This is a genomic window from Rhizobium sp. L43 (assembly GCF_002531725.1).
In the GTDB taxonomy this organism is placed as follows: domain Bacteria; phylum Pseudomonadota; class Alphaproteobacteria; order Rhizobiales; family Rhizobiaceae; genus Rhizobium.
In genome coordinates this window covers 1-18,558 of the sequence record NZ_NWSQ01000051.1, presented here as the reverse complement: position 1 = coordinate 18,558, position 18,558 = coordinate 1, and the positions used below count along the sequence as shown (strand labels likewise).

Genomic DNA, 18,558 nt, shown 5'->3' with positions numbered 1-18,558 from the left:
GTCACGGTTGCCGTCGAGCTGATCGTTCCGATCGCGATGGAAGAAAAGCTGCGCTTCGCTATCCGCGAAGGTGGCCGTACCGTCGGCGCCGGTATCGTTGCATCGATCGTCGAGTAATCCTGGATTACCTTCAATTCATGAAAAACCCCGCCGGAAACGGCGGGGTTTTTTCGTTCTGATGCCCGTCGGTTGGCTTAACAGGTGTTGTAAAAATATCGTTAAATTGGCCCGTCACAGTATTTTGTTCATCTGGCGTTCAGAAACCGGTTGTGAATGGCCCATTTTAGTTCAGACTCCTTCTTGCAAAGAGGAGAGCCCGGATGATTCCAAAGGCCACATTCGCTGCGACGATATTCGCAATGTATGTTTTCACGATGTTTTTCATCGCTGCAATTCCGCAAGAGGTTGTTCAGGCGGCCGGAGTGCAGATCGACGAGTTAAGCGTCGTCAAGTGACGACGCTGGAGGTAAGTGTCGTCACGTGACGACGCTTCCGGAGCATCGCAGGCTTCTGCGGTGATCGGAAATGATCGGCCCAGTGCCAGGGATAGGGTGCTCCGGATAGGGCGCTCCTGGCGATGCGGGGTGAACCCTTGCCGGACGCTCGCTTGCTCTTCGCGCGGAAGCGTCTAACTATGCCTCCGATTTCATGACGCGGAGGACATATTCCATGAAGAAGCGAATTCTGTTCACGGGCGGTTCGGGCAAGGCAGGTCGCCATACCGTGCCGTGGCTCGTCAATGCGGGTTACGAGGTTCACAACCTCGATCTCGTGCCGCTGGATAGTCCCGGCGTCACCAATCTCATTGCCGACATCACCGATAGCGGCCAGGTCTTCAACGCGCTGTCGATGCACCGCGATTTTCCCGATCTCGATGCGGGCAGGGGCGTGCAGTCCTTCGACGCCGTCGTACACTTCGCCGCCATCCCGCGCATCCTGATCAAGCCTGACAACGAAACCTTCCGCATCAACACGATGGGCACTTATAATGTCATCGAGGCGGCGGTGAAGCTCGGCATCAGGAAGATCATCGTCGCATCGAGCGAGACGACCTACGGCGTCTGCTTCGCCGAAGGCCATCGCGATTTCCACCAGTTCCCGCTCGAGGAGGACTATGACGTCAATCCGATGGATTCCTACGGCCTTTCCAAGGTGGTCAACGAAAAGACCGCCCGCGCCTTTGCCGAACGTTCCGGCTTCGACATCTATGCGCTGCGCATCGGCAACGTCATCGAGCCGCACGAATATGAGCGGTTCCCGACCTTTTTCGCCCACCCCGAGATGCGCAAGCGCATTGCCTGGAGCTATATCGACGCCCGCGATCTCGGTCAGATCTGCCATCTCTGCATCGAAAAGGACGGTCTCGGCTATCAGGTCTTCAACGCGGCCAACGATACCGTCTCGGCCAATACGCCGTCGAGGGAGCTGGCGAAGCGATTCTTCCCGAACGTGCCCTTCACCTGCGAGATCGGCGAATATGAAGGTCTGCTCTCCAATCGCAAGATCCGCGAGGTGCTGGGTTTTAGAGAAGAGCACGATTGGCGGAAATATGTGAAGGTCTGAACGGAGCCCGGTGGCGCAATGAAGTGGCGCGATGAGAAAGTCCATTGCTCGCATATGCACAGAATGGCTTTGAAAATCGAAAATCGTGCTTGCCAATCCGCTGTCGTCGTCCTAAAGGGAGCGCCATGCTTTTCAACAGCGATTTGCGGGCCTTGGCCGAGACGCTGAATGATCGGTATGAAGGGGTATAGCTCAGTTGGTAGAGCGGCGGTCTCCAAAACCGCAGGTCGTAGGTTCGAGCCCTACTGCCCCTGCCATTTTCCTCGATGCGGGACAGCGCGGACATGCTCGCGGCATTCCGGCCGGGGGATTATTGGTGGTAACTAATTTCGTTAAACTTCGGTTTCCCTCTTGTGTATTCGGAAATCGGTGTTTATTTAGGGTTCAACAGACACGCGGTGCGTGGGGCTGATAGTTTCAGCTTTACGCGCCGTAATTGCGTGGGCAGTCGATGGCATCCAAATCCAATCCGTTTGCGTTTCTGCAGCAGGTTCGCTCCGAGACGTCCAAAGTTACATGGCCGTCGCGCCGCGAGACGATGATCTCGACGGTTATGGTGCTTGTGATGGTGGTTTTCGCTGCGCTGTTTTTCTTTGCCGCTGACCAGCTGATCGGCTGGGTTCTGAGCTTCGTGCTGAATACCGGCAATTGATACGGGTGGAGATGAAAATGGCGGCACGTTGGTACATCGTCCACGCATATTCCAATTTTGAGAAGAAGGTCGCTGAAGACATCGAGAACAAGGCTCGCCAGAAGGGGCTTGAGCACCTGTTCGAGAAGATCCTCGTGCCGACCGAAAAGGTGGTGGAAGTGCGTCGCGGCCGCAAGGTCGATTCCGAGCGCAAGTTCTTCCCGGGCTATGTCATGGTTCGCGCCAATCTGACGGACGAAGCCTACCACCTGATCAAGAATACGCCGAAGGTTACGGGTTTCCTCGGCTCCGACAATAAGCCGGTTCCGATTCCCGATTATGAAGCCGAGCGCATTCTCGGTCAGGTCCAGGAAGGTGTCGAGCGGCCGAAGGCCTCCATTACCTTCGAGATCGGCGAGCAGGTTCGCGTTTCGGATGGCCCGTTCGCGTCGTTCAACGGCACGGTTCAGGATGTGGACGAAGAGCGTTCGCGCCTGAAGGTCGAGGTGTCGATCTTCGGCCGCGCAACGCCGGTCGAACTGGAATACGCTCAGGTCGAGAAGGTCTGATTGTTCGAGATTGGAGGCTGGCCCTTGCGGCCTGTTTCCCGCGGACCTTGTCCGCACCCGCGTGGAAGGTGAGGGGTCTTAGCCGGACCCTAATGATCCGCACCACGCAACCGCAGCCGCCGGAGAGATCCGGCATCACGGGCCGGGCGACCGGCCGTTCATGAAAGGCAGAGAGATATGGCTAAGAAAGTTGCAGGCCAGCTCAAGCTTCAGGTCAAGGCAGGATCGGCAAACCCGTCCCCGCCGATTGGTCCGGCGCTTGGTCAGCGTGGCATTAACATCATGGAATTCTGCAAGGCGTTCAATGCCGCCACGCAGGAAATGGAAAAGGGCATGCCGATCCCGGTCGTCATCACCTATTACCAGGACAAGTCCTTCACCTTCGCGATGAAGCAGCCTCCGGTCAGCTACTGGCTGAAGAAGGAAGCGAAGATCACGTCCGGTTCCAAGACGCCCGGCAAGGGCGCCAAGGCCGGCTCCCTCACCAAGGCTCAGATCAAGACGATCGCAGAAGCCAAGATGAAGGATCTGAACGCAGCGGATATCGAAGGTGCAATGGCGATGATCGAGGGTTCTGCCCGCGCCATGGGCCTGGAAGTGGTGGGTTAAGATCATGGCTGGTAAGCGCACGCAGAAGATCAACGAAGGTGTTGATCCCACCAAGCTCTACGCTCTGAGCCTGGCCATCGGCATGGTCAAGGAACGGGCTGTCGCCAAGTTCGACGAAACCATCGAAGTCTCGATGAACCTCGGCGTCGACCCGCGCCATGCGGACCAGATGGTTCGCGGCGTCGTCAACCTGCCGAACGGCACCGGCCGTACGGTTCGCGTTGCCGTCTTCGCTCGTGGCGTCAAGGCTGACGAAGCCAAGGCCGCCGGTGCCGATATCGTCGGCGCCGAAGACCTCGTCGAAATCGTCCAGGGCGGCAAGATCGAATTCGATCGCTGCATCGCCACCCCCGACATGATGCCGCTCGTCGGCCGTCTCGGTAAGGTTCTCGGGCCGCGCGGCATGATGCCCAACCCGAAGGTCGGCACCGTCACCATGGACGTCGCCGGAGCCGTCAAGGCTTCCAAGGGCGGCGCTGTCGAGTTCCGCGTCGAGAAGGCTGGTATCGTCCATGCCGGCATCGGCAAGGCTTCTTTCGACGCCAAGGCTCTGGAAGAAAACATCCGTGCTTTTGCTGACGCCGTCATCAAGGCGAAGCCGGCTGGCGCCAAGGGCAACTATGTCAAGCGCGTGGCGATTTCCTCGACCATGGGTCCGGGCGTCAAGATCGAAGTCGGCTCGGTCACCGCGGCCCCGACTGCATAAGTTATGGCCGGGCTTTTAAGTCCGGCGACTGAATTTCCGGCCTCGCAAGGGGCCGGAATATTCCGGAGAAATCCGGAATCCTGTCCGAGATTGCAGGTGGTTTTCCCTTAATCACTTGGCCTGCATGAGACGGGTAAGACCCGAATTGCATGAAGTTCGCTTCTCGTAACTCGGTTCGAGCCTTGGATGCCTTGTGCCTCTTTAGCCTTGATTGGCGCGGGAGCGCGGGGGGACAGGATCCTCAAGCGTCGCTTGGGATCTCACATGATCCCAGGAGGCAAAGGCAACCCGGCAGGCCCGTTTTCGGTCCTGCCAACTGGAGATAGGCAGTGGAAAGAGCGGAAAAACGCGAATTCGTCACGGAACTGAACGAAGTCTTCAAGGCTTCGGGCTCAGTTGTCGTGGCCCACTATGCTGGTGCCACAGTCGCGCAGATGAACGATTTTCGTTCGAAGATGCGTGCAGCTGGCGGTACCGTCAAAGTCGCGAAGAACCGCCTGGCCAAAATTGCCCTTCAGGGTACGGAAGCGGAAGGGATTACCAATCTCTTCAAGGGTCAGACGCTGATTGCATACAGCAATGACCCGATCACCGCTCCGAAGGTCGTCATGGATTTCGCCAAGACCAATGACAAGATCATTGTTCTGGGCGGCGCCATGGGAACAACCACGCTCAACGCCGAAGCAGTCAAGTCGCTCGCGACCCTGCCTTCGCTCGACGAGCTGCGTGCGAAGCTGCTGGGCATGATCCAGACACCGGCTACCCGCATCGCTGGGGTTGTTGCAGCACCGGCAAGCCAGCTTGCCCGTGTGTTCGCGGCCTACGCCAAGAAGGACGAAGCCGCTTAAGGCGGTTTTTCGCTGTTTATAATCAACCGGTTCGAACCGAACAAAAGGAACTAGTAAAATGGCTGATCTCGCAAAGATCGTTGACGACCTCTCCTCGCTGACCGTTCTGGAAGCTGCAGAACTGTCGAAGCTTCTCGAAGAAAAGTGGGGCGTTTCCGCTGCTGCTCCGGTAGCTGTCGCTGCCGCTGCTGGCGGTGCTGGCCCGGCTGTCGTTGAAGAAGAAAAGACCGAATTCGACGTCATCCTCGTCGACGCCGGTGCCAACAAGATCAACGTCATCAAGGAAGTCCGCGCCATCACCGGTCTCGGCCTCAAGGAAGCCAAGGACCTCGTCGAGGCCGCTCCGAAGGCTGTCAAGGAAGGCGTCAACAAGGCTGAAGCCGCTGACATCAAGAAGAAGCTTGAAGACGCCGGCGCCAAGGCCGACGTCAAGTAATCTTGAATTGCTTTTGGGAGGCAGTCTCGACTGCCTCCCATTTGCCGTTTTTCTGAACGAATTACCCAAAAGCCGCGTCAAACCGGCTTTTGGGTAATGGGTTCTTCAAAAGGATAGTCTCGCGCCGAGGGCAGCACAGCAATCCGAGCTGAGCGTTTTCGGGAGTCGGACGAGATTGAACTACCCATTGATTGACGGGATCGACTGGCCATCGGTTCCCGTCCGTTGCAGGCCCGGGTGCAAGATTTTGAAGGAGCGACGATGGCTCAGACCCTTTCGTTCAACGGTCGCAGGCGCGTACGCAAGTTTTTTGGTAAGATCCCCGAAGTCGCAGAAATGCCGAACCTCATTGAGGTTCAGAAGGCGTCCTACGACCAGTTTTTGATGGTTGAAGAGCCGAAAGGCGGCCGGCCCGACGAGGGTCTTCAGGCCGTTTTCAAGTCGGTTTTCCCGATCACCGATTTCTCCGGCGCTTCCATGCTGGAATTCGTGTCCTACGAGTTCGAACCGCCGAAGTTCGACGTTGACGAATGCCGTCAGCGCGACCTGACCTATGCAGCGCCGCTGAAGGTGACGCTGCGCCTCATCGTGTTCGATATCGACGAGGATACCGGCGCGAAGTCGATCAAGGACATCAAGGAACAGTCCGTTTACATGGGCGACATGCCGCTCATGACCAATAACGGCACGTTCATCGTCAACGGCACCGAGCGCGTGATCGTCTCCCAGATGCACCGTTCGCCGGGCGTCTTCTTCGACCACGACAAGGGCAAGAGCCATTCTTCCGGCAAGCTGCTCTTTGCTGCCCGCGTCATCCCTTATCGCGGTTCCTGGCTCGATATCGAATTCGACGCCAAGGATATCGTCTACGCCCGTATCGACCGCCGCCGTAAGATCCCTGTCACGTCGCTCCTGATGGCGCTCGGCATGGACGGCGAGGAAATCCTCGACACCTTCTACACGAAGTCGCTCTACAAGCGCGACGGCGCAGGCTGGCGCATTCCCTTCAAGCCGGAAACGCTGAAGGGTGCCAAGGCGATCACCGAGATGGTCGACGCCGATACCGGCGAAGTCGTCGTGGAAGCCGGCAAGAAGCTGACCCCGCGCCTGCTGCGCCAGCTCTCCGACAAGGGCCTGAAGGCGCTGAAGGCCGCCGATGACGATCTTTACGGCAACTACCTCGCCGGCGACATCGTCAACTACTCGACGGGCGAGATCTATCTCGAAGCCGGCGACGAAATCGACGAGAAGACGCTCGGCGTCATCCTGGCAAACGGTTTCGACGAGATCCCGGTTCTCGGCATCGACCACATCAATGTCGGCGCCTACATCCGCAACACGCTGTCTGCCGATAAGAACGAGAACCGTCAGGACGCTCTGTTCGACATCTACCGCGTCATGCGTCCGGGTGAGCCGCCGACCATGGAATCGGCCGAAGCCATGTTCAACTCGCTGTTCTTCGATGCGGAGCGTTACGACCTCTCCGCCGTCGGCCGCGTCAAGATGAACATGCGTCTCGACCTGACCGTCGAAGACACCGTCCGCATCCTGCGCAAGGACGACATCCTGGCCGTGGTCAGGATGCTGGTCGAACTGCGCGACGGCAAGGGCGAGATCGACGACATCGACAACCTCGGCAACCGCCGCGTCCGCTCGGTCGGCGAGCTGATGGAAAATCAGTACCGTCTCGGCCTGCTCCGCATGGAGCGCGCGATCAAGGAACGCATGTCCTCGATCGAGATCGACACGGTCATGCCGCAGGATCTGATCAACGCCAAGCCGGCGGCTGCAGCCGTTCGCGAATTCTTCGGTTCCTCGCAGCTGTCGCAGTTCATGGACCAGGTCAACCCGCTCTCGGAAATCACCCACAAGCGCCGTCTTTCGGCCCTTGGCCCGGGTGGTCTGACCCGCGAGCGCGCCGGCTTCGAAGTCCGCGACGTGCATCCGACCCATTACGGCCGTATTTGCCCGATCGAAACGCCTGAGGGACCGAACATCGGTCTGATCAACTCGCTTGCGACCTTTGCCCGCGTCAACAAGTACGGTTTCATCGAAAGCCCGTACCGTCGCATCGTCGACGGCAAGGTGACGAGCGACGTGCTCTACCTCTCCGCCATGGAAGAGGCGAAGTATTACGTCGCCCAGGCCAACGCCGAGATGAACGCTGACGGTTCCTTCGTCGACGAATTCGTCGTCTGCCGTCATGCCGGCGAAGTCATGCTCGCCCCGCGCGACAGCATGAACCTGATGGACGTCTCGCCGAAGCAGGTCGTTTCGGTCGCAGCCGCGCTCATCCCGTTCCTGGAAAACGACGACGCCAACCGCGCGCTCATGGGCTCGAACATGCAGCGTCAGGCCGTGCCGCTGCTGCGTGCCGAAGCCCCGTTCGTAGGCACCGGCATGGAGCCGGTCGTTGCCCGTGACTCCGGTGCCGCCATCGGCGCCCGTCGCGGCGGCGTGGTCGACCAGGTCGACGCGACGCGTATCGTTATCCGCGCCACCGAAGACCTCGAAGCCGGCAAGTCAGGCGTCGATATCTACCGCCTGCAGAAGTTCCAGCGTTCGAACCAGAACACCTGCGTCAACCAGCGTCCGCTGGTTACCGTCGGTGACGAAGTCAACCGCGGCGACATCCTCGCCGACGGCCCGTCGACCGATCTCGGCGATCTGGCGCTCGGCCGCAACGCGCTCGTCGCGTTCATGCCCTGGAACGGCTACAACTACGAAGACTCGATCCTGCTCTCCGAGCGCATCGTTGCCGACGACGTATTCACATCCATCCACATCGAAGAATTCGAAGTGATGGCGCGTGATACCAAGCTTGGTCCTGAGGAAATCACCCGCGACATTCCGAACGTTTCGGAAGAAGCGCTGAAGAACCTCGACGAAGCCGGTATCGTCTATATCGGCGCCGAAGTTCAGCCGGGCGATATCCTCGTCGGCAAGATCACCCCGAAGGGCGAAAGCCCGATGACGCCGGAAGAAAAGCTTCTGCGCGCCATCTTCGGCGAAAAAGCCTCCGACGTGCGCGATACCTCCATGCGCATGCCGCCCGGCACCTACGGCACGATCGTCGAAGTTCGCGTCTTCAACCGCCATGGCGTCGAGAAGGATGAGCGCGCGATGGCAATCGAGCGCGAAGAGATCGAGCGTCTTGCAAAGGACCGCGACGACGAACAGGCGATCCTCGACCGTAACGTCTACGGCCGCCTGATCGAAATGCTGCGCGGCCAGGCGTCCATCGCCGGCCCGAAGGGCTTCAAGAAGGGCACCGAGCTTTCGAACGCCGTCGTCTCCGAATATCCCCGCTCGCAGTGGTGGATGTTCGCGGTCGAAGACGAGAAGGTCCAGAGCGAACTCGAAGCGCTCCGCGGTCAGTACGACGAATCCAAGTCGCGCCTTGAACAGCGCTTCATGGACAAGGTCGAGAAGGTCCAGCGCGGCGATGAAATGCCTCCTGGCGTCATGAAGATGGTCAAGGTCTTCGTCGCCGTGAAGCGCAAGATCCAGCCGGGCGACAAGATGGCCGGCCGCCACGGCAACAAGGGCGTCGTCTCGCGCATCGTTCCGGTCGAGGACATGCCGTTCCTCGAAGACGGAACGCATGTCGACGTCGTTCTGAACCCGCTCGGCGTGCCTTCGCGCATGAACGTCGGCCAGATCCTCGAAACCCATCTGGGTTGGGCCTGCGCCGGCATGGGTCGCCAGATCGGCGAGCTGATCGAAGCCTACAAGGCCAATGGCAACATCGAGCCGCTGCGCAAGACCATCGGCGATGTCGTCGGTGACGGTCCGAAAGCCGAACAGGTCCACGAGTTCGACGATGAGTCGGTCCTGCGTCTCGCCGACCAGTGGAAGCGCGGCGTTTCGATTGCGACGCCTGTTTTCGACGGTGCGCATGAAGGCGACGTCAACGACATGCTGCGTCTGGCAGGTCTCAAGGATACCGGTCAGTCGACGCTCTATGACGGCCGTACCGGCGAGCAGTTCGACCGCCAGGTGACTGTGGGCTACATCTACATGCTGAAGCTCAACCACCTGGTCGACGACAAGATCCATGCCCGTTCGATCGGTCCTTACTCGCTCGTGACCCAGCAGCCGCTGGGTGGCAAGGCGCAGTTCGGCGGCCAGCGCTTCGGCGAAATGGAAGTCTGGGCGCTCGAAGCATATGGTGCGGCCTACACGCTGCAGGAAATGCTGACGGTGAAGTCGGACGACGTCGCCGGCCGCACCAAGGTCTACGAAGCCATCGTCCGCGGAGACGACACGTTCGAAGCCGGTATTCCGGAAAGCTTCAACGTTCTCGTCAAGGAAATGCGCTCGCTGGGCCTCAGCGTCGAACTCGAAAACACCAAGCTTGACGAGGCGCAGGCAGCTCAGCTGCCCGACGCGGCCGAGTAAGCACTTGATAGGGCGTGCGCTGCTGATGCGGCGCACGCCGGTCCCGCCGGGCGCCGTATCCGTGTCGGCCCGGGAGGGAAGTTTCGCCGCATCTTGCGGTTATTCTCGTTTAAGCGAGGGAGGCGGCTCCCGGGAAATTGCCGCCGACCATCGCATTTTGAGGGCGCTTTAGCCCATGAAGGAGACAGGCATGAACCAAGAGGTCATGAATCTTTTCAATCCGCAGGTGCCTGCACAGAATTTCGATTCCATTCGGATTTCGATCGCGTCTCCGGAGAAGATCCTCTCCTGGTCTTACGGTGAGATCAAGAAGCCGGAAACCATCAACTACCGTACGTTCAAGCCGGAACGCGACGGTCTGTTCTGCGCGCGCATCTTCGGGCCGATCAAGGACTACGAATGCCTGTGCGGCAAGTACAAGCGCATGAAGTACAAGGGCATCATCTGCGAAAAGTGCGGCGTCGAAGTCACGCTGTCGCGCGTTCGCCGTGAGCGCATGGGCCATATCGAGCTCGCCGCTCCGGTAGCTCACATCTGGTTCCTGAAGTCGCTGCCGTCACGCATCTCGACGCTGCTCGACATGACGCTGAAGGATGTCGAGCGCGTTCTCTACTTCGAAAACTACATCGTCACCGAGCCGGGCCTGACCGCCCTGAAGGAGCACCAGCTCCTCTCGGAAGAAGAGTATATGCTTGCCGTCGACGAATACGGCGAAGACCAGTTCACCGCGATGATCGGCGCTGAGGCGATCTACGAGATGCTGGCCTCGATGAACCTCGAAAAGATCGCCGGCGACCTGCGCTCCGAGCTTGCCGACACCACGTCGGATCTCAAGCAGAAGAAGCTGATGAAGCGCCTGAAGATCGTCGAGAACTTCATGGAATCCGGCAACCGTCCGGAATGGATGATCATGAAGGTCGTCCCGGTCATTCCGCCGGACCTGCGTCCGCTGGTTCCGCTCGACGGCGGCCGTTTCGCGACGTCGGATCTGAACGATCTCTACCGCCGCGTCATCAACCGCAACAACCGTCTGAAGCGGCTGATCGAGCTTCGTGCGCCCGGCATCATCATCCGCAACGAAAAGCGCATGCTGCAGGAATCGGTTGACGCGCTGTTCGACAACGGCCGTCGCGGCCGCGTCATCACCGGCGCCAACAAGCGTCCGCTGAAGTCGCTGTCCGACATGCTGAAGGGCAAGCAGGGCCGCTTCCGCCAGAACCTGCTCGGCAAGCGCGTCGACTATTCCGGCCGTTCGGTCATCGTCACCGGTCCGGAACTGAAGCTGCACCAGTGCGGCCTGCCGAAGAAGATGGCGCTCGAGCTCTTCAAGCCGTTCATCTATGCCCGCCTTGACGCCAAGGGTTACTCCTCGACCGTCAAGCAGGCCAAGAAGCTGGTCGAAAAGGAAAAGCCTGAGGTCTGGGATATCCTCGACGAGGTCATCCGCGAGCATCCGGTTCTCCTGAACCGCGCACCGACGCTGCACCGCCTGGGCATCCAGGCCTTCGAACCCACCCTGGTCGAAGGCAAGGCGATCCAGCTGCATCCGCTCGTCTGCACGGCCTTCAACGCCGACTTCGACGGCGACCAGATGGCCGTTCACGTGCCGCTGTCGCTCGAAGCCCAGCTCGAAGCCCGCGTGCTGATGATGTCGACCAACAACATCCTGCACCCGGCCAACGGCGCGCCGATCATCGTTCCCTCGCAGGACATGGTTCTCGGCCTCTATTACCTGTCGATCCTGAACCAGAACGAGCCGGGCGAAGGCATGGCCTTCTCCGATCTCGGCGAGCTGCATCACGCGCTGGAAAGCAAGGTCGTGACGCTGCACACCAAGATCCGCGGCCGTTTCAAGTCGGTCGACGAGGATGGCAAGCCCTACTCGAAGATCTATGAGACGACGCCTGGCCGTCTGCTCATCGGCGAACTGCTGCCGAAGAACGGCAAGGTGCCTTTCGACATCTGCAACCAGGAAATGACCAAGAAGAACATCTCCAAGATGATCGACACGGTCTACCGTCACTGCGGCCAGAAGGACACGGTCATCTTCTGCGACCGCATCATGCAGCTCGGCTTCTCGCATGCCTGCCGCGCCGGCATTTCGTTCGGCAAGGACGACATGGTCATTCCGGATGCCAAGGCCAAGATCGTTGCCGACACCGAAAGCTTGGTGAAGGAATACGAGCAGCAGTATAATGACGGCCTGATCACCCAGGGCGAAAAGTACAACAAGGTTGTCGACGCCTGGGGCAAGGCGACCGAAAAGGTCGCCGAAGAGATGATGGCCCGCATTAAGGCGGTCGAATTCGATGACAAGACCGGCCGTCAGAAGCCGATGAACTCGATCTACATGATGAGCCATTCCGGCGCCCGCGGTTCTCCGAACCAGATGCGTCAGCTGGGCGGTATGCGCGGCCTCATGGCCAAGCCGTCGGGTGAAATCATCGAGACGCCGATCATCTCGAACTTCAAGGAAGGCCTGACCGTCAACGAGTACTTCAACTCGACCCACGGCGCCCGCAAGGGTCTGGCAGATACCGCCTTGAAGACCGCCAACTCCGGTTACCTGACCCGCCGTCTCGTCGACGTCGCGCAGGATTGCATTGTCACGCACGTCGATTGCGGAACGCAGACGGGCCTCACCATGACCGCCATCGTCGATGCCGGCCAGGTCGTTGCCTCGATCGGCGTTCGCATCCTCGGCCGCACGGCGCTCGACGATATCGATCATCCGATCACCGGTGAGCGCATCGTCGATGCCGGCAGGATGATCCTCGAGCCAGATGTCGTCGAAATCGAGAAGGCCGGTATCCAGTCGATCCGGATTCGTTCGGCGCTGACCTGCGAAATCCAGACGGGCGTCTGCTCGGTCTGCTACGGCCGCGACCTCGCGCGTGGTACGCCTGTCAACATGGGCGAAGCCGTCGGCGTCATCGCTGCTCAGTCGATCGGCGAGCCGGGCACTCAGCTCACCATGCGTACCTTCCACCTTGGCGGTACGGCAACCGTGGTCGACCAGTCGTTCCTGGAAGCCTCGTACGAAGGTACGGTGCAGATCAAGAACCGCAACATCCTGCGCAACTCCGATGGCAACCTCGTTGCCATGGGCCGCAACATGACCGTCCAGATCCTGGACGAGCGTGGTGTCGAACGTTCGTCCCAGCGCGTTGCCTACGGTTCGAAGCTGCATGTCGACGAAGGTGACAAGGTCAAGCGCGGTCAGCGTCTGGCAGAGTGGGACCCCTACACCCGTCCGATGATGACGGAAGTGGCCGGTACCGTTCAGTTCGAAGACCTGGTTGACGGTCTCTCCGTTCTGGAAGCGACCGACGAGTCGACCGGCATCACCAAGCGTCAGGTCATCGACTGGCGTTCGACCCCGCGCGGTTCGGACCTCAAGCCGGCGATCGTCATCAAGGATGCCAGCGGCAATGTCGCGAAGCTGTCCCGTGGTGGTGACGCCCGCTTCCTGCTCTCTGTCGACGCGATCCTGTCGGTCGAGCCGGGCACCAAGGTCTCCCAGGGTGACGTGCTTGCGCGTTCGCCGCTGGAAAGCGCCAAGACCAAGGACATCACCGGCGGTCTGCCGCGTGTTGCCGAACTGTTCGAAGCCCGCCGTCCGAAGGACCACGCCATCATCGCGGAGATCGATGGTACGATCCGCCTCGGCCGCGACTACAAGAACAAGCGCCGTGTCATCATCGAGCCGGCGGAAGACGGTGTCGAGCCGGTCGAATACCTGATCCCGAAGGGCAAGCCCTTCCACCTTCAGGAAGGCGACTATATCGAAAAGGGTGACTACATCCTCGACGGTAACCCGGCTCCGCACGACATCCTGGCGATCAAGGGCGTTGAGGCTCTGGCCTCCTACCTCGTCAACGAGATCCAGGAAGTCTACCGCTTGCAGGGCGTTGTCATCAACGACAAGCACATCGAGGTGATCGTCCGTCAGATGCTGCAGAAGGTGGAGATCACCGATGCAGGCGACTCGACCTATATCGTCGGCGACAATGTCGACCGGATCGAGCTCGAAGACGTCAACGATCACCTGATCGAGCAGGGCAAGAAGCCCGCCTATGGCGATCCGGTTCTTCTCGGCATCACCAAGGCGTCGCTGCAGACCCCGTCCTTCATCTCGGCCGCGTCCTTCCAGGAAACGACCAAGGTGCTGACGGAAGCTGCGATCGCCGGCAAGACCGACGGCCTGCAGGGTCTGAAGGAAAACGTCATCGTCGGCCGTCTCATCCCGGCCGGCACGGGCGGTACCATGACCCAGATCCGCCGTATCGCCACGTCGCGCGACGAGCTGATCCTCGAAGAGCGCCGCAAGGGCACCGGTGCTGCCGTTGCCACGCCGATGCTGCAGGACATGGCTGAAAAGGCTCCGGCCGCGGAATAATCCGCGGCTGAAGTCCGAGAATAAAACGCCAATTGAAAAACCGCCCGGAGCGATCCGGGCGGTTTTTGTTTTTGGTCTGATCTGATGGACTGGGGGAGGGAAGGCGGCTCGTTCCGCTGATGCTGCTTTGGCGACCGACAGCGCGAGCGGCGGCTTCCTTCAGTTGAAGCGGATGATCGCGACCTCACCGTCGACGGCCCCCTGGTAGGCAGAGGCATGCGGCTCTTCGGCAGGCACCTCGGTCAGCATGCCGATCTGGTCGAGATCGGCCTCGATGAAGCCTTCCTCGGCAAGCGCGTTCAAGGCCTCGCGTACGGCCGTGTCGTCGTCGGGCGCCTTCAGCATGATGTGCAGGTCGATGCCTTCGCTGGCGTCGGACTCGTAGCCCTTGCCGATGATGATGAAGATCATCGGCCCGTCGAAATTATTGTCGTTATCAGGTGTCGTAATCATCGCCTGTCCTTCGGCTCTTTGACGATTCGGTCGCTCGAATCCTGCTGTGAGGGCCGTACGCCGCAATTGCTGATTCCTTAACTGCTTTTGCCGCAATGCCCAAGTTTTTATCTTGGAGCACGGCCGCCATTTCGTCTAGAAGGATGAAATCAGGGCGTCAGGCCCTGAGATCAAGGCGATACGGCGAGTTTATTTCTTAACCGGCCTTGACGAGTCGGGTGGAAACCAGTAGTACCCCGGCCATCAGATCCAATGTGAGGCTTGGCTGTTCGGGGCGACGCGCCCTGAAGTTCACCTCAAACAAGGTTCTAAACGCACGTTGAAGTCATGATGCTGCACGCACGACGCATATTCTATGCGTCCTCTGCTCCTTGTGGTCCATCTGCGGAAGCGGATCGGGCCATATTTTGCGCATTGACGGAAAGCGTGCGTCACTGCCGGAGACGGCGCGAGTTCAAGCCCGCAAGGGTACTGAGATAAAACGTAAGGGATGGTTGAATGCCTACCGTAAACCAGCTGATCCGCAAGCCTCGCCAGGCGAACGTAAAGCGTAACAAGGTTCCCGCACTCCAGGAGAACCCGCAGAAGCGCGGCGTTTGCACGCGCGTCTACACGACGACGCCGAAGAAGCCGAACTCGGCTCTGCGTAAGGTCGCAAAGATCCGCCTGACCAACGGCTTCGAAGTCATTGGTTACATCCCCGGCGAAGGTCACAACCTTCAGGAACACTCCGTCGTCATGATCCGTGGCGGCCGCGTCAAGGACCTTCCGGGTGTCCGTTATCACATCATCCGCGGCGTTCTCGATACCCAGGGTGTCAAGAACCGCAAGCAGCGCCGCTCCAAGTACGGCGCGAAGCGTCCGAAGTAATTCGGTTTTGAATAATCCGGCGCTGCGCGAGGTCCTCCGCGTCATGAAGCGCCTTAACGGTTGAAGAGACAAAAGTATGTCCAGACGTCATAAAGCAGAAAAGCGCGAGATCAATCCGGACCCGAAGTTCGGCGATCTGGTCGTGACCAAGTTCATGAATGCCATCATGCTCGACGGCAAGAAGTCCGTTGCTGAAAACATCGTCTATGGCGCGTTCGACGTCGTCCAGGGCAAGTCCAAGCAGGAGCCGCTCACGGTTTTCCATTCTGCGCTCGACAACATTGCCCCGCACGTTGAAGTCCGCTCGCGCCGCGTCGGTGGTGCGACCTATCAGGTCCCGGTCGACGTTCGCCCGGAGCGCCGCCAGGCTCTCGCCATTCGCTGGCTGATTGCCGCCGCTCGCAAGCGCAACGAAACCACCATGATCGATCGCCTGTCCGGCGAACTGCTCGATGCGTCCAACAACCGCGGCTCCGCCGTCAAGAAGCGCGAAGACACGCACAAGATGGCTGACGCCAACCGCGCGTTCTCGCACTATCGCTGGTAATTCCGAACGGTATCGAAAGGCAGTCCACAATGGCTCGCGAATATAAGATCGAAGACTACCGTAATTTCGGTATCATGGCGCACATCGACGCCGGCAAGACCACGACCACCGAGCGTATCCTTTATTACACCGGCAAGTCGCACAAGATCGGCGAAGTCCACGACGGCGCAGCCACCATGGACTGGATGGAGCAGGAGCAGGAGCGTGGCATCACGATCACGTCGGCTGCCACCACGACCTTCTGGAAGGGTCGTGACGGCAAGATGCGCCGCTTCAACATCATCGACACCCCCGGCCACGTCGACTTCACCATCGAAGTCGAGCGTTCGCTGCGCGTTCTCGATGGCGCCATCGCGCTGCTCGACGCCAACGCCGGCGTTGAGCCGCAGACGGAAACCGTCTGGCGCCAGGCCGAGAAGTACAATGTCCCGCGGATGATCTTCTGCAACAAGATGGACAAAACAGGCGCGGACTTCTACCGCTCCGTCGAGATGATCAAGACCCGTCTCGGCGCAACGGCTGTCGTCATGCAGCTGCCGATCGGTGCTGAAACCGAATTCAAGGGCGTCATCGACCTGATCGAGATGAACGCTCTCATCTGGCGCGACGAGTCGCTCGGCGCCCAGTGGGATGTCGTCGAGATCCCCGAGGACATGAAGGCCAAGGCTGAAGAATATCGCGAAAAGCTGATCGAGACGGTCGTCGACATCGACGAAGCCGCGATGGAAGCTTATCTCGAAGGCATTCTGCCCGACAACGACCAGATCCGTGCGCTGGTTCGCCGCGGCACGATCGACGTCAAGTTCCATCCGATGTTCTGCGGCACTGCCTTCAAGAACAAGGGCGTACAGCCGCTGCTCGACGCCGTTGTCGACTACCTGCCGTCGCCGATGGACATCCCGGCGATCAAGGGCATCGACTTCAAGACGGAAGCCGATATCGAGCGTCATGCCGACGACAGCGAGCCGCTTTCCATGCTCGCCTTCAAGATCATGAACGACCCCTTCGTCGGTTCGCTGACCTTCGCCCGCATCTACTCCGGCAAGCTCGAAAAGGGCGCGTCGGTCATGAACACGGTCAAGGACAAGCGCGAGCGCGTCGGCCGCATGCTGCAGATGCACTCCAACTCGCGTGAAGACATCGAAGAAGCCTTCGCAGGCGACATCGTCGCTCTCGCCGGCCTCAAGGAAACCACGACGGGCGACACGCTCTGCGATCCGCTTAAGCCGGTTATCCTCGAGCGCATGGAATTCCCCGAGCCGGTCATCCAGATCGCCATCGAGCCGAAGACCAAGGGCGACCAGGAAAAGATGGGCCTCGCGCTCAACCGCCTGGCTGCCGAGGATCCGTCCTTCCGCGTCAAGACCGACCAGGAATCCGGCCAGACCATCATCGCCGGCATGGGCGAACTGCATCTCGACATCATCGTCGACCGCATGCGTCGTGAATTCAAGGTCGAAGCAACCGTCGGCGCGCCGCAGGTTGCCTACCGCGAAACTATCACCAAGACGCACGAAGAAGATTACACGCACAAGAAGCAGTCCGGCGGTACCGGCCAGTTCGCGCGCGTCAAGATCATCTTCGAACCGAACCCGGAAGGCGACGACTTCAAGTTCGAATCCAAGATCGTCGGCGGTTCCGTTCCGAAGGAATACATCCCCGGCGTTCAGAAGGGCATCGAAAGCGTTCTGTCTTCGGGTCCGCTCGCAGGCTTCCCGATGCTCGGCGTCAAGGCGACCCTCATCGACGGCGCCTTCCACGACGTCGACTCCTCGGTTCTCGCCTTCGAAATCGCATCGCGTGCCTGCTTCCGTGAAGCAGCCAAGAAGGCCGGCGCTCAGCTGCTCGAGCCGATGATGAAGGTCGAAGTCGTTACCCCGGAAGATTATGTCGGCGACGTCATCGGCGACCTGAACTCCCGTCGCGGTCAGATCCAGGGCCAGGAAAGCCGTGGTATCGCCGTCGTCATCAACGCGAACGTCCCGCTCGCGAACATGTTCAAGTACGTCGACAACCTGCGCTCCATGTCCCAGGGCCGCGCCCAGTACACGATGACCTTCGATCACTATTCGCCGGTCCCGTCGAACGTCGCAACTGAAATCCAGGCAAAGTATTCCGGTCAGAAGTGACCGGAATACCAATTGACCGATAACAAGAATTAGATCCCCTCGGGGACTAGCAAAACGGAGAGCCGAAAATGGCAAAGAGTAAGTTTGAGCGCAACAAGCCGCACGTCAACATCGGCACGATCGGCCACGTTGACCACGGCAAGACGTCTCTGACGGCAGCGATCACGAAGTACTTCGGTGAGTTCAAGGCGTACGACCAGATCGACGCGGCTCCGGAAGAAAAGGCCCGTGGCATCACCATTTCGACGGCGCACGTCGAATATGAGACGCCGGCCCGTCACTACGCGCACGTCGACTGCCCCGGCCACGCCGACTACGTTAAGAACATGATCACCGGTGCTGCCCAGATGGACGGCGCGATCCTGGTGTGCTCGGCCGCTGACGGCCCGATGCCGCA

Annotated in this window: 15 protein-coding genes, 1 tRNA gene and 1 pseudogene; 16 read left to right on the top strand and 1 reads right to left on the bottom strand. The window is 59.7% G+C overall.

What is annotated here, in order from left to right:
* From tuf to rpoC, 12 genes and pseudogenes are all read left to right on the top strand, one after another.
* Nucleotides 1–117, top strand: a pseudogene (gene tuf / locus CO667_RS33340) (elongation factor Tu); the annotation flags it as partial.
* 203 nt (nucleotides 118–320) lie between these two features.
* Nucleotides 321–455, top strand: coding sequence for a hypothetical protein (locus CO667_RS36305; RefSeq protein WP_272783439.1), 135 nt, complete (start codon nucleotides 321–323; stop codon nucleotides 453–455).
* A 214-nt stretch (nucleotides 456–669) separates the two neighbouring features.
* On the top strand, nucleotides 670–1,563 hold the full coding sequence (locus CO667_RS33335) for an NAD(P)-dependent oxidoreductase (RefSeq protein WP_097622223.1): 894 nt from the start codon (nucleotides 670–672) through the stop codon (nucleotides 1,561–1,563).
* A 181-nt stretch (nucleotides 1,564–1,744) separates the two neighbouring features.
* Nucleotides 1,745–1,820, top strand: a tRNA-Trp gene (locus CO667_RS33330).
* Nucleotides 1,821–2,014: 194 nt separating this feature from the next.
* Nucleotides 2,015–2,215 carry a preprotein translocase subunit SecE gene (gene secE, locus CO667_RS33325; protein WP_003573826.1) on the top strand — a complete coding sequence of 67 codons (201 nt, stop codon included), beginning with the start codon at nucleotides 2,015–2,017 and terminating at the stop codon, nucleotides 2,213–2,215.
* A gap of 17 nt (nucleotides 2,216–2,232) precedes the next feature.
* Nucleotides 2,233–2,763: a transcription termination/antitermination protein NusG gene (gene nusG / locus CO667_RS33320; protein ID WP_003547516.1), complete on the top strand. Its 531-nt coding sequence runs from the start codon at nucleotides 2,233–2,235 to the stop codon at nucleotides 2,761–2,763.
* A 177-nt stretch (nucleotides 2,764–2,940) separates the two neighbouring features.
* Nucleotides 2,941–3,372 (top strand): 50S ribosomal protein L11, encoded by a 432-nt coding sequence (gene rplK / locus CO667_RS33315; protein ID WP_047620024.1) that lies wholly within the window; start codon nucleotides 2,941–2,943, stop codon nucleotides 3,370–3,372.
* A gap of 4 nt (nucleotides 3,373–3,376) precedes the next feature.
* Nucleotides 3,377–4,078: a 50S ribosomal protein L1 gene (gene rplA, locus CO667_RS33310; protein WP_049734093.1), complete on the top strand. Its 702-nt coding sequence runs from the start codon at nucleotides 3,377–3,379 to the stop codon at nucleotides 4,076–4,078.
* Between the two features lie 329 nt (nucleotides 4,079–4,407).
* Complete coding sequence (gene rplJ, locus CO667_RS33305) at nucleotides 4,408–4,926, top strand: 50S ribosomal protein L10 (RefSeq protein WP_028757410.1); 519 nt, start codon at nucleotides 4,408–4,410, stop codon at nucleotides 4,924–4,926.
* Between the two features lie 58 nt (nucleotides 4,927–4,984).
* Nucleotides 4,985–5,362, top strand: a complete 378-nt coding sequence (gene rplL, locus CO667_RS33300; RefSeq protein ID WP_028757409.1) for a 50S ribosomal protein L7/L12 — start codon at nucleotides 4,985–4,987, stop codon at nucleotides 5,360–5,362.
* A 261-nt stretch (nucleotides 5,363–5,623) separates the two neighbouring features.
* The gene (rpoB, locus tag CO667_RS33295) at nucleotides 5,624–9,763 is read left to right on the top strand and encodes a DNA-directed RNA polymerase subunit beta (protein WP_097622222.1); all 4,140 of its coding nucleotides are present in this window, start codon (nucleotides 5,624–5,626) and stop codon (nucleotides 9,761–9,763) included.
* Between the two features lie 190 nt (nucleotides 9,764–9,953).
* Nucleotides 9,954–14,162 (top strand): DNA-directed RNA polymerase subunit beta', encoded by a 4,209-nt coding sequence (gene rpoC, locus CO667_RS33290; protein ID WP_097622221.1) that lies wholly within the window; start codon nucleotides 9,954–9,956, stop codon nucleotides 14,160–14,162.
* Nucleotides 14,163–14,321: 159 nt separating this feature from the next.
* Here rpoC and CO667_RS33285 read toward each other — a convergent pair whose 3' ends face one another.
* Nucleotides 14,322–14,615, bottom strand: a complete 294-nt coding sequence (locus tag CO667_RS33285) for a hypothetical protein (RefSeq protein WP_028757598.1) — start codon at nucleotides 14,613–14,615, stop codon at nucleotides 14,322–14,324.
* 498 nt (nucleotides 14,616–15,113) lie between these two features.
* Between CO667_RS33285 and rpsL the strand changes: the two genes are divergently transcribed.
* From rpsL to CO667_RS33265, 4 genes are all read left to right on the top strand, one after another.
* Complete coding sequence (rpsL, locus tag CO667_RS33280; protein WP_003547537.1) at nucleotides 15,114–15,485, top strand: 30S ribosomal protein S12; 372 nt, start codon at nucleotides 15,114–15,116, stop codon at nucleotides 15,483–15,485.
* Between the two features lie 76 nt (nucleotides 15,486–15,561).
* A complete protein-coding gene (rpsG, locus tag CO667_RS33275) occupies nucleotides 15,562–16,032 on the top strand; it encodes a 30S ribosomal protein S7 (RefSeq protein ID WP_003573807.1) in 471 nt (156 codons plus the stop codon).
* A gap of 29 nt (nucleotides 16,033–16,061) precedes the next feature.
* A complete protein-coding gene (gene fusA, locus CO667_RS33270) occupies nucleotides 16,062–18,161 on the top strand; it encodes an elongation factor G (protein WP_097622220.1) in 2,100 nt (699 codons plus the stop codon).
* Nucleotides 18,162–18,229: 68 nt separating this feature from the next.
* On the top strand, nucleotides 18,230–18,558 hold a 329-nt coding region (locus CO667_RS33265), incomplete at its 3' end, for a GTP-binding protein (protein WP_179874270.1).